This is a genomic window from Candidatus Desulfatibia sp. (assembly GCF_036446775.1).
Taxonomy (GTDB): Bacteria; Desulfobacterota; Desulfobacteria; order Desulfobacterales; family UBA11574; genus Desulfatibia_A.
The window spans coordinates 1-11,675 of the sequence record NZ_JAZFTO010000151.1 but is presented as its reverse complement, the minus strand read 5'-3'; the positions used below and the strand labels follow the sequence as shown (position 1 = coordinate 11,675).

Here is an 11,675-nt window from a genome sequence, read left to right as displayed (position 1 = left end):
CCTTTCATTTGCGTCCGCCGCGTAAAAAACAAAGCGATGAAATGCTCGACAGCTTGGTTGAGAGCGAGGCGGAAGAAAAAGAGTCGGACGATGAGGAATACATCCTTTGCCGGCAATGTCTGCACGTGATCACAAGTTCGGCTGAACGCATTGTGGTCCAAGGGCTGCACCGGCACACCTTTGCCAATCCTCACGGGATTGTTTTTGAAATAGGTTGCTTCCGATCTTCGATAGGATGCGGCTATGCCGGTCCTGCCTCGGACGAGTTCACCTGGTTTCAGGGCTTTAGCTGGCGGGTGGCTGTTTGCGTCAGGTGTCTGACCCATTTAGGGTGGCTTTTTACCTCGATGGGTTATGAAAGTTTCCACGGACTGATTCTGGATCGCCTTATAACCCAAAACCAGTGAGGAGATAATCAATGGTGAAAAAATCGGACAACCAACAAGAGCAGCAGGTAACGGAGCAGGCAACCCTCCATGAAAAATTTTCGATTGCAGAAGCTGCGGCTATCACCGGCGTTGCCAGCAACCATATTCAACAATGGATAGACCTTGGTTGGGTCAAGCCTTCGATCCAGCAGGCCTTTGGAGAGGAAACCAGGGATATTTTCAACCGCGTAGATATTTACAATATTGCTTATTTGAAAAAAATCAAAGATAGCGGATTTTCCAGAAAGTTAGCCCATGAAAAAATCAATATATATGCAGTCAATGAAACCGTTAAGAACTTTCCTAACATCAAAAGCCTCGGGATCGCCTTTTCCCGGGTGTTGACCGAAGGCCAATACGAAACTCAGGGCGCCTGGCTCATTGCCCCGGAATTGGACCAGGAGAGCGGGTGGAACAGCCTGGCCCTCATCGGAGAAAGATTGAACCAGGGGGCCGATGATTTTTATATCCTTAATTTTTTCAAATTAAAAGAACGCATCGATGCGATCATCGCTGCAATGAAAGGCTAATGGAATCTGCCCATGGCGGAAAAGAAGGTTATTAAAAGAAGCGCAACGATTCTCTTGGTTGATGATGAAGATATAATTATTGATGTCGCCCAAGAACTGCTAAAAGCAATAGGGTATAAGGTTTTGACGGCTGAAAGCGGGAACGCGGCTGTTGAGCTCTATAAAGCCGACCGGAACGAAATTGATATGGTCATCCTTGACATGATCATGCCCGATATGGACGGCGGAGAAACGTATGACCGCCTGAAAGAGATCAACCCTGATATAAAAGTTCTGCTCTCAAGCGGCTATAGCATCAACGGCCAGGCCAGTGAAATAATGCTGCGGGGCTGCAATGGTTTTATTCAAAAACCGTTCAATATGAAAGATCTGTCACAAACTATAAAGACAATTTTAAGCAGCAGCTAACTTGCATTGCTCTTCCGCTTCAGGTATATTCATTCGCAAGCCGCTTTGAATTTATCATGAAGCAGCCGGATCAATGGGAGTACCCGCCTGTTGATAGAACGTCAGATCCCAATCCCACGATACCGCATCATGGCGCAGGATATAAACAGCCTTGTCATGGCCCAAAACTTTGAAATAGCGATGGTCCGGAGCCATCCAGCGATCCAGGACATCTTGCACCTCGATCTTTTTGGCCCCCAGCCAGAAGCACCGGGGGGTTTCCTCCCCGCGGTATCCGGCATAACATTCCACACGAATACGCATTATTTGCCCTGATTTTTTTTGAAATTATTTCCAAAGGGTAAAATATACAGCCAGGTAATGTTTAATGTCAAATCGTTCAATGACTTCTACATGCGACCGTAAAGTATCCGGGCTGGCCTGGAAAATCGGCGCAGCTACATTTAGTCGTTTAGTACTAAACACGACGCGTCGTTTTGTGTACCCATTTGCACCGGTATTAAGCCGCGGACTTGGGGTCCCGCTGACGGCCATAACATCCATTATAGCGGCGACCCAGGCTACCTCTCTGCTCGGTCTGTTTTCAGGCCCACTGACGGATCGGCTGGGTTATAAAGTGATGATGCTGCTCGGGCTTGGAATGCTGACTATAGGCCTGTTTGCCGGCGGCTTTTTGCCGTTTTACGGTGTTGTCTTGGCAGGATTGTTGTTGGCCGGACTGGGTAAAAGTATTTTTGACCCTGCAATACAAGCTTATGTTGGTCAGCGGGTACCCTTTGAGCGCCGCGGGCTAGTAATTGGCATGCTCGAGTTTAGCTGGGCCGGCAGCTCTCTGGTGGGAATTCCCCTGGTAGGTTTTCTGATCCATTACCTGGGGTGGCGCGCCCCTTTTTTTGCATTGGGTATTGCAGGCCTTCTGAGCTTTGTGGCGTTGGCCGTATCAATATCCGGAGATGGAAAATCCCTTGACCGCCGCCAACCCGCTGGTTATTTAAAGGCATGGCAGGCGTTGGGAAAGCAGCGGTCCGCTTTAGGCGCTATCGGCTTTGCGTTTCTGGTGAGTGCCGCCAACGATAATCTTTTTGTGGTATACGGAGCCTGGCTGGAACAATCATTCAGTCTGAGCATCATCGCCCTGGGTGTCGGTACGGGAGTTATTGGTGTAGCCGAATTGTGCGGCGAGAGTCTCACAGCAGCATTTTCCGACCGGCTGGGTTTAAAGCGATCGGTAATGATCGGCACGGCCCTTTGTGTGATAAGCTATGGAGTGCTGCCCTTGATGAGACAATCCCTCCCTTTGTCGCTGGGAGGCCTGTTTTTTATTTTTCTGACGTACGAGTTTGCTATTGTTACGGCCCTGTCTCTCGGCACGGAGCTTTTACCTGCATTTCGGGCGACGATGATGTCGGCCTTCCTGGCGGCGGCCGGCATCGGCCGGATGGCCGGTGCACTGATCGGCGGCTCAATCTGGCTCTCCGGCGGAATACTGCTGACCGCACTTGTTTCAGCAGTCATCAGCGCCATGGGGTTGATGATCCTGATCTGGGGCCTTCGAGGCTGGAACCAAAAAAAAGCATGAATCTTTTTTCATTGTTAATCTGCGGTTATTATAAGATAAAGAATACTGGAAATTAGGCTCCTGTATATCATGATGTAATTTCCGGCATTCCTTTCTAAAGGAAAATGTGTTAATGAATGCACAATGGTAAAACAGATGGAAAATGCGAATAATGATAAAGCACAACTCACCAGTGAATTGACTGAACTGCGCCAAAAGGTCGTTAAACTGCAAAAGGCCGAAAATGAACGTCAGCAAACCGCCGAAAAGCTGAAAAGGTCAGAGGAAAACTACCGGAGGCTCTTTGAGCAGAACATTGACGGGATCGTGGTAGTCGTAGACGGCCGTATCGTTAGAGTAAACCAGGCGTTCTGCGACCTCCACGGTATACCCGCCGAGGATCTGGCTGGAAAAAATCCGCTTGAAATGATTCACCCGGACCATCGGAAAACCGCCGAGCAGCGCATAAAAATGTTGCTGCGTTCGGAATCCTTGCCCGCACCTTTTCTATATAAAGCCCTGCGATCGGACGGTTCCGTATTGCGGGTGGAAGTACGCAGCCGACCCTTCACCTGGGAAGGTAAAGCCGCCTTTCAAAGCATTGTGCGGGATGTAACCGAACGCAAGCAGGCCGAAGACGAAAAACGCCAACTGGAACTGCAGCTGCGCCATTCCCAGAAGATGGAGGCTGTCGGCACCTTGGCCGGAGGTGTGGCCCATGATTTCAACAACCTGCTCCAGGCCGTCCAGGGTTATGCGGAGCTGCTTATAATCGGAAAAAAGGAAAACGATGACGAACTCAAAGCGCTGCAAGCAATCCGGCGAGCCGCCCAAAAAGGAAGCGAACTCACCCGGCAATTACTGACTTTCAGCCGCAAGGTAGAGTGCAAAAAACAACCGGTTATATTGAACCGTATCGTCAATAATACCAAAAGCCTGCTGGTACGCACAATCCCCAAGATGATTGAGATCGAACTTGATCTTGAAAGCAACCTCAACACGGTCAATGCCGACCCGACTCAGATTGAGCTATCCTTAATGAATCTGGCAGTTAACGCCAGAGACGCCATGCCCGAAGGGGGAAAACTGATCATTAAAACCGAAAATGTTATTTTAGATGAAGCATACTGCCGGACCCATTTGGGGGTCAGGCCCGGGGATTATGTGCTTTTAAGTGTTGCTGATAACGGCAGCGGTATTGAAAAAGAGATTTTGGACCATATCTTTGAACCTTTCTTTACTTCTAAGGAAATTGGTAAAGGAACCGGCCTGGGTCTTGCTATGATTTACGGTATTGCTAAAAACCACAAAGGACTCATCACATGTGACAGCGAGCCCGGCGTGGGAACTGTTTTTAAGTTGTATCTGCCGCGCATCAAACAAAAAACAACCGCGCCGGAAACCAAGGAAGCTGAAGTTTTTCTACAAGGGGGCAGGGAAACCATTTTGCTGGTGGACGATGAAGAGTTTATCCTCGATTTTGGAAAGCAGCTCCTGGTAAACTCCGGCTACAAAGTGCTTACAGCTGCGGATGGAGAGAGTGCCTTGCAGCAGTTCCGGGAAGGCAGCGAGCAGATTGACCTGGTTATTTTGGACCTGATCATGCCGGGAATAGGGGGCAAAAAATGCTTTGAAGGCCTAATAAAAAAAGATCCTAAGGTGAAAGTTCTTATTGCAAGCGGCTACACTTTCAACGGCACCATAAAAGAAGCTGTAGAGGCCGGAGCCAGCGGTTTTATCAACAAGCCTTATGATTTGCACCAGATGCTGAAAGAAATCAGAGGTGTGCTGGATAAAGATTGAAGAAAAACTCCATAGACAACCATACGAGACCTTTGCAAAAGGGGCATTTAGCAAAGGTCTCTCCGAAAAAAGAGGTGTACCATGAGCATGTGGCTTTATGATGATTGTAAGGAAATGCAAGACTTTCAGACTTTACGCAAGGAAGTAAGGCGTTTAGAGGGAGAATACCTCGATCTTAGGATCCAGTTGCGAGATACTGAGGTGAATCTCAGGTCCGATCCCGACAATGAATATCTTGAGGCAAAAGTGAAGTATCTCAACAAAAGGCTGAGGGATATAGAGAAAAAAGGTCCCCGGCTTGCCGCCGACCACCCGCTGGAAATAGCCCTTTTCGCGCCGCCCCACGGGTGATTTGAGTTATGGAAGAATAAATATCATGCGGACAAGCAGACTTGACAGACAGCTGCGCATTGAGGGCTGGAATCAGCCGGCATTGGAAAAGGCAAAAGTAGGTGTCGTTGGTGATGACGACCTTCTGGCATCGCTTTATGTAATGTCGGCATCCGCTCTGGGAATCAACCATGTAGTTGTCCTTGCGCCCGTATTAAACCCCATACTCGTTGAAATCGCCCGGAAATTGAACTTAAGATTCACCCTGACCCACGTGGAAGGATTCTACACGCATCCGGTTATGGCGGAACTGTTCAAAGGGTGTAATATCATTGTAGATTTAAGTCATTATGGTCTGGCAAACAAACTGCTGCTGGAGACAGGATTCCAAAAGAATATACCGATTATTAGAGGGTTCTGCTACCAAAATCATGATGCCCAAGGGTTCAGGGTGTTTAGTTATCTGAGGGGCAGAGAATGGCAAGAGCTTGAACAAATTATCTCTGCCTGTCATTTGCCCAACGGACATTTTGATGATGGTGTGCTGGATACGATTATCACCGGGATTGTGCTGGAAGAGACCAAGAATCTTTTAATGGGCCAAGACGTTTCAGATGACCTTATATCATATACCAGAAAACAACTAAACACACCAAATGATCAGCCGAAAATATTGGTAGTCGGTTCCGGAGCCCTGGGCATTTTTGTGGGGCTGGGACTTGCTTATTCAAAATTTCAAAACATTACATTTATGGACCCTGACGTCATCGAGGTCACAAATCTAAACAGGCAGGTTTTATTCTATGATGCCATTGGAAGCAACAAGGCTGAAATACTATCTGAAAGGCTCAATAGTCTCTTCAACATGGACAACAAGGCTCAGATTGCGTATTTCGATAAAGCGACCGACATTACATCCTATGATGCAGTTTTTGACTGCGTTGACAATTTCGAATCCAGATTAGCCTTAAGTGAAAAATGCAAGGAGCAGGGCAAAATACTGATAAGCGGCGGGACCAGTGCGGATGCAGGCCAGATCGTAATATTTGATCCTATGAAAAACGGCGCTACTCCCGCGGAATTATTGGGCTTGTATGATATTGTCGAAAAGCGGAACCCTGAAACCTATCAGCGGGAAAGAGCGGCCTGTCTCTATCGGCCGGATCCTTCCGTCATCATGACAAATCAGATTACCGCCGGGTTCATGGTGGATTCCTATAGAATGCTCTTGGATGGCCAAAAACCTGGAAACATTTTCTATGATTCAACAAATAATACAAGATTTTAGGGAGGAATGAGACTATGACGGATGTTGAGTCAAAAAAGGATCTTCAAATCGATGAAGCCGAAAAATTACTGCCGCTCGTCCTTGAAATCATACCGGGACATGCCGCCGAAGGTTTGATTGACATATATGAACCCGGCAGCTACGCGGCCAAATCACTGCGGAAACTGTGCAATCGAACGCTGAGCAAAAAGAATTTGACCTTAGAGGAACAGCTCATCGCTGAAGATGTCGCCCGACAACTTGAAGGCGGAAAGTTGCTCTGCCGGGGACAAGAAATCGAAGGTACGGCATTGGAATTCGCAGTATCCGAACAAACGGAAGCAGGAGAAAAATACCTGTATGTGCCGATTCGCGCAATTAAACCCCAAGAAGGAGGGGCTTGCCCGGATTATGACTGAGGAGCTGAATAATGTGGCAACTATTGAATTCTGATATGGAATTTTTAGTGGAGTCGGACTTCATATACCTGCCTCTTTTGCTTGATCCGGAAATAGAAAAAGAGGTCCAAGCCTTGTTTCGGCCGGGAAAACCCATGGAAAATTCCGGACATCCGGAATCAAAAACAATTATTGCGCATCAGGACAGACAGTTCGTCAAAGCGCTCAACATACACTCTGTTTTGGAAAATTACGAAACAATCAACGCCTATGATTATAAACGCCAGCGAAAAGAATTCTTAAGAAAATATCAGCTTACACGCGAGGTCGATGGTATTTTATTAGATGATACGCTTAAAACAATTCTTTTCCAGGTAATGCCTTATTTTGTCAGGAAAAACAGAGGGCTGCAGCGCAAAAAATTGAGAGATGAGGAAATACTGGACCTTGTCGGTGAAAAGATCGATATCCCCGGAAAATATTATAAAGAGGCAAAAACATTTCGTGATGTGGAACCTCTAAAGGCAATCCTTAAGGGGCTGGAAAATCAAAAGCCGATCTTCAAGTCTCCCGGAAATGGACTGCTCTCAGCTCACCAGCTACGCGACTGGTTCCATGAAGCCGTCCATGCAAAAATTTTGGCTAGTGAGCATGATCGTCTAACAAAGGCGCTGCAAATACGCCTGCAATTCAGTCAAGCAAAACCGGAGCACGCTGCAACATTGCTTTATATTGCGGATACGGGATCCATGGAGATGGATGGTTTCGGCTTTACCAGAAAAAACGCCTATAAGGGTGAATATTTTGTATATAAACGCATCGGAGAGTACGTCCTTAAAGATTACTCCGCGCGCAGCTATTTATTTCCGGACTGCAGAGTCGCGCTTTCAACTTATACGCCTTTCAGGCCTTTTGTCATGGAAAAGTACAAACACCCATTTTTGCTTCGCCACAAATCAGGGCAAGAAATCTGTATGAAACATTTCGCACCACCCCATGAGTTTACCGCAGAAAATGCCATCAGGATCCTGGAAGAGGGCCTCACGGCTTTGCGTTATGGTTACGATGCCCGACGTCGCAACGGTTATCACAGCCTGGAGCGTACATGGGTGTATATACCCACAATAGACTTTGAAGACTACCGCATCTAAAATGACTTTTCTGCAACACATAAGAAACGAACGTGCCCGACAACGGAAAAAGAAGCCCTTAAAGCGGGAGGTCTTTAATCAAATTTGCAGTCTTGTAAAACAGTATGACCTTAAAGAGAGTTTTCTGAGCGTTCTCGATAACGTTGAGGATGATCTGTCCGCAGAAAATTTGAAGTTTACCCGCGTCAGGCTAAAAACGCCGATGGAAAGCTCTTTATTTTCGCTGGCAACTAAAGATGAGTATTCCCTCACTATGTCGATAATAAGTAAAGTTGACAATGCCTATCTTAAGTTTGCAAATTCACCCGAGGAGATCCTGTTGTGCGGTCCTTTATGTCGCCTTAACCCTTCGTTAACTAATCAGAAATTGATGCGATATCATTTTGAAACCCTGCTTTTGCATGAACGCGCCAAGGCCTCTAATAGCGAAGTTCCACCTAAAATCGACGAGGTGATGTAATTGAAATTCTATCTCATTAACGAAGCGATGCTGGATACTTGACACTAGATGCTGGATATTTAAAGGAAAATCTCCTGTTCTTTTCCAGTATCCAGAAACCAGCATCCAGAATCTTTAACTTGAAGATTCAAAATTTGTTATACGAATAAAACAAAACCTTAAGCAGGCCGGATTTATAGAGATGAATATGGACGATGGAATATCAAAGCAAAAAGAACAGCGTATAGAGGAAAAAATCACACTGTTGAGAGAAAATCAGGAAAATGCAGCTATTCAGGAAATTATCGAGTTTGACAAAACTCCTTCTGACCTGAAAGCAGATATGGACCGCTTCGTAATCGGACAGGAACAAGGAAAAAAAATCATGTGTACGGCCATTGCTTTTCACTACCGGAGGCTGGGTCAGGCACTTAAAAAAGGAATGGCTGCAAGCAGCGGGAACATTGATATGGCCCTGCGCAATACTATAACTCCCAAGGCCAACATTATGATCATCGGGCCCACCGGGTGCGGCAAAACGTTCACCGGCGAAACAGCGTCAAACCTGGTAGGTGTATCCTTCGTGCATGAAGATATGACCAAGTTTAGTGAAGTCGGCTACGTTGGACAGAATGCCACTGATATACTGGTTGACTTGCTTTTGTCAGCCGGCGGCAATCCGAATGTAGCCCAGATGGGCATCGTCTATTTTGATGAGATAGACAAGATTGCAACTGAAACCATCGCTTATAAAGACGTGTCCGGCCGAGGTGTGCAAAAAGGGCTTTTACATATGCTCGATGGATCCGAAAACACCCTTCACATCGGTAAGGAAAGAATACCCCTGTCGACCAAGCACGTGCTGTTCATTGCCGGAGGGGCTTTTGAAAATCTCGACAGCATCGTCAAAAAACGAATGGCCCGACAGGGTCTTGAAGGGAATTGGCGCCATTTTCTGATGGCAGATGATTTGGTTTCCTTTGGTATGGAAAGACAACTCGTGGGGCGCTTCCCTGTAAGAGTGGTATATGATCAACTGACAACTCAGGACTTAAAAAATATCATGATCAAAAGCCAAGGCAGCGCCTTGCTGGCGTTTAGTAACGATCTCAAGGCATGGGGCATTGACCTTGAATTCACTGATGATGCGTTAACTGAAGTTGCGCAGCGCGCCGAACAGGAAGGAACCGGAGCCCGGGGCCTGATAAGTATACTCCACCGGGTGCTTTTAGAAGACATGTACCGCCTGCCCGGCATCTACACCGGCACATTCGAAGTGGATCAAAATTACGTGAAGGAAAAATTGGGATGAGATTCAAAAACCTTTCACAGCTTAAACGACCCAAGCCGCTTGAAATAACTTTGGGAAGCCTGCCCCAACACATATTGATGGCAGAGTATGCTAAAAATCGGGCATTTAAAATCAATGAACTGGTTGGCGTTATTTTCGAAGAGAGTTTTGAATGGTACGGGTTCACGCTCGCGGACCAAGACCATCCGGAACTTATTGTAGACATCGGACTGCCGCAAAATGATCTGAACCTTCATGACTATACCTCCTTAGGTTCTGAAAGCATCGCTCAATTTCAGGAATCACTGCCCAAAGAACTGATTATCAATGGATGGATTCATTCTCATGGCGCTTTGAATTACAAGCACTTTTCACACACTGATGAAAAAAACCACCTTACCGTACTCGATTTTGTTGCCGCGCGCACCAGAAAGCCGTTGGCCAAACAAGAGGTCGTAATCCAGGACCTGGTTTTATTGGAAAAAGATCGGTTTGTGGAAAAGGATATGGAGAAAGGGAGTGTTTCCCTGATAACGGACGGACCGATTACGGAAGCCAAAATCATGGAAACCGTTTACGGCAGTTTCTGTTACAGCATTGTCATCGGTGATGAAGGCTGGCACGAGCAGAAAATCCTCTACCGGGAAAGAGGCATCCTTTCAGGCCATACAACGGTAAGCAGCAAAACAGCCGACATCGAGTTTGTCGATACGGGCAGATTTATTACGCAGGTTGATATAAGTACGTTAAGAGATGAAGTGAAGAAAAAAATAAAGCCCCACACCGATCCGCCGCCGGAGGTGATCGAACGCATGTAACGAATAACGAATAACTATTGACAGGGTCAATGTACGTCCATATCGACGTGATGACTCACGCAATCCCAAACACCTTTGGGATCACATTCCCGGCAGTGGTAGTGCTCACCGTAAAGAAGGGTATGTTTGTAGTCAACGGCTTCATCTTTACGTACCCGCACACCACAGTGGGCACAGTCAACATACTGAATGTCTTCTTTTTTCATGACTTGCTGTGCAAGATTTTTTTTTAAAAGGTCTCAAGCATAAAGATTGATATCAATCTTTTTCTTCGGGTTTGATGGGTTTGTGCATCGGCAGCCCATAAATTGTATCAACGTAATATTCACAGTTCTCAGGACCGATCTCTGCCACCTCGCGACGGAATTTTGCGCAAATCTCCAGTCCTTTTTCTCTAGCGCCCGGAGGAAACTTTTCCTTATCGGACAAATACCGTTTTTCAAGCTCGTCGATCTTCTGCATGTATTCTTCGTAACTGATTTCTTCTATCGCCATTTATACGCCCTTTTCAACTTCCTCCGCGGCTTTATTAACCTTTTGAATCACTTCGATAAAAGCATCCGATTGAAAGGTATCAACACCAACGGGTCCCATGTCATTAATTTTATCAAAAACACGTTCTTTATCAATGTGGGTTGCCATAGCTTTGGAAGCCTCAAACAATCTTGAACAACCTTCCTGCATTTGTATGTTTTTCTCGCTATTTGTATAGGAGGCCTTCAATCCATTTTCAAATTCGTTTACGGCCTTTCTGGTATTTACAATTAAATCATAAAAGGTGTCCGATTGATGGAAGTCCAAACCACTACATCCTCCGGCAGCGGCTTTATCAAAAACATACTCTTTATCAATGTAGGTTACCAGAGCTTTTGCAGCCTCAAACAGTGCCAAAAACTCATCCTTCATTTGTCTCTTCTCCTCTAATTGTCTTGCCCGGAATCATCCTGCTCTTTTGCTTGCTGATGTTTGTCAATCTCTTGCTTGAATTTTTCGGCAAGCTCCGTCTTAAAAGCTTCTATCTTCATGGCCTCTTCATGTCTGCCCAAAAAGGTCAAAGCCATGCCCTTGAACACCTGGGCTTCCTTGATATCAGGGTTTATGGCCAAAGCATCGTCAAAGTACGGCAGGCTTTCTTCGTATTTTTGCAGGCCCAGCAAGGCATGGCCCTTGGCCGCCAGGGCGTGAACATTATCCTTTTGCTGTGCCAGAATTTGATCTAAAATCTCGATAGCCTCTTCACAGCGACCCATATCG

The 11,675-nt window shown here is 46.3% G+C and carries 16 protein-coding genes; 12 read left to right on the top strand and 4 right to left on the bottom strand.

Going from position 1 to position 11,675, the window contains the following annotated elements; all coding sequences use genetic code 11:
- From V3S16_RS07585 to V3S16_RS07575, 3 genes are all read left to right on the top strand, one after another.
- Positions 1 to 407 (top strand): cereblon family protein (locus V3S16_RS07585; protein WP_413884070.1); only part of this gene is annotated, 407 nt, incomplete at its 5' end.
- An 11-nt stretch (positions 408 to 418) separates the two neighbouring features.
- Positions 419 to 958: a MerR family transcriptional regulator gene (locus V3S16_RS07580; RefSeq protein WP_413884069.1), complete on the top strand. Its 540-nt coding sequence runs from the start codon at positions 419 to 421 to the stop codon at positions 956 to 958.
- Positions 959 to 970: 12 nt separating this feature from the next.
- Positions 971 to 1,366 carry a response regulator gene (locus V3S16_RS07575; RefSeq protein ID WP_413884068.1) on the top strand — a complete coding sequence of 132 codons (396 nt, stop codon included), beginning with the start codon at positions 971 to 973 and terminating at the stop codon, positions 1,364 to 1,366.
- Between the two features lie 54 nt (positions 1,367 to 1,420).
- Here the strand turns inward: V3S16_RS07575 and V3S16_RS07570 are convergent, their stop codons facing one another.
- On the bottom strand, positions 1,421 to 1,669 hold the full coding sequence (locus tag V3S16_RS07570) for a hypothetical protein (protein ID WP_413884067.1): 249 nt from the start codon (positions 1,667 to 1,669) through the stop codon (positions 1,421 to 1,423).
- A gap of 64 nt (positions 1,670 to 1,733) precedes the next feature.
- Here V3S16_RS07570 and V3S16_RS07565 point away from each other — a divergent pair, with 64 nt between their 5' ends.
- From V3S16_RS07565 to V3S16_RS07525, 9 genes are all read left to right on the top strand, one after another.
- On the top strand, positions 1,734 to 2,945 hold the full coding sequence (locus tag V3S16_RS07565; RefSeq protein WP_413884066.1) for an MFS transporter: 1,212 nt from the start codon (positions 1,734 to 1,736) through the stop codon (positions 2,943 to 2,945).
- Between the two features lie 135 nt (positions 2,946 to 3,080).
- Positions 3,081 to 4,727, top strand: a complete 1,647-nt coding sequence (locus V3S16_RS07560; RefSeq protein WP_413884065.1) for a PAS domain S-box protein — start codon at positions 3,081 to 3,083, stop codon at positions 4,725 to 4,727.
- Between the two features lie 81 nt (positions 4,728 to 4,808).
- The gene (locus tag V3S16_RS07555; protein WP_413884064.1) at positions 4,809 to 5,078 is read left to right on the top strand and encodes a hypothetical protein; all 270 of its coding nucleotides are present in this window, start codon (positions 4,809 to 4,811) and stop codon (positions 5,076 to 5,078) included.
- A 25-nt stretch (positions 5,079 to 5,103) separates the two neighbouring features.
- Positions 5,104 to 6,345, top strand: coding sequence for a ThiF family adenylyltransferase (locus V3S16_RS07550; protein ID WP_413884063.1), 1,242 nt, complete (start codon positions 5,104 to 5,106; stop codon positions 6,343 to 6,345).
- Positions 6,346 to 6,359: 14 nt separating this feature from the next.
- Positions 6,360 to 6,743 carry a hypothetical protein gene (locus tag V3S16_RS07545; RefSeq protein WP_413884062.1) on the top strand — a complete coding sequence of 128 codons (384 nt, stop codon included), beginning with the start codon at positions 6,360 to 6,362 and terminating at the stop codon, positions 6,741 to 6,743.
- Positions 6,744 to 6,754: 11 nt separating this feature from the next.
- Positions 6,755 to 7,873: a hypothetical protein gene (locus V3S16_RS07540; RefSeq protein ID WP_413884061.1), complete on the top strand. Its 1,119-nt coding sequence runs from the start codon at positions 6,755 to 6,757 to the stop codon at positions 7,871 to 7,873.
- A 1-nt stretch (position 7,874) separates the two neighbouring features.
- Positions 7,875 to 8,333, top strand: coding sequence for a hypothetical protein (locus tag V3S16_RS07535; RefSeq protein WP_413884060.1), 459 nt, complete (start codon positions 7,875 to 7,877; stop codon positions 8,331 to 8,333).
- Positions 8,334 to 8,514: 181 nt separating this feature from the next.
- Positions 8,515 to 9,624 (top strand): AAA family ATPase, encoded by a 1,110-nt coding sequence (locus tag V3S16_RS07530; RefSeq protein WP_413884059.1) that lies wholly within the window; start codon positions 8,515 to 8,517, stop codon positions 9,622 to 9,624.
- A complete protein-coding gene (locus tag V3S16_RS07525) occupies positions 9,621 to 10,421 on the top strand; it encodes a hypothetical protein (RefSeq protein ID WP_413884058.1) in 801 nt (266 codons plus the stop codon). The genes V3S16_RS07530 and V3S16_RS07525 overlap by 4 nt, the downstream gene beginning before the upstream one ends.
- 258 nt (positions 10,422 to 10,679) lie before the next feature.
- Here V3S16_RS07525 and V3S16_RS07520 read toward each other — a convergent pair whose 3' ends face one another.
- The 3 genes from V3S16_RS07520 to V3S16_RS07510 all read right to left on the bottom strand — a co-directional run.
- Entirely contained in the window at positions 10,680 to 10,916 is a 237-nt protein-coding gene (locus V3S16_RS07520; protein ID WP_413884057.1) for a hypothetical protein, read from the bottom strand.
- Complete coding sequence (locus V3S16_RS07515) at positions 10,917 to 11,327, bottom strand: hypothetical protein (protein WP_413884056.1); 411 nt, start codon at positions 11,325 to 11,327, stop codon at positions 10,917 to 10,919.
- Between the two features lie 14 nt (positions 11,328 to 11,341).
- The coding region (locus tag V3S16_RS07510) for a tetratricopeptide repeat protein (RefSeq protein WP_413884055.1) at positions 11,342 to 11,675 on the bottom strand (334 nt) is incomplete at its 5' end.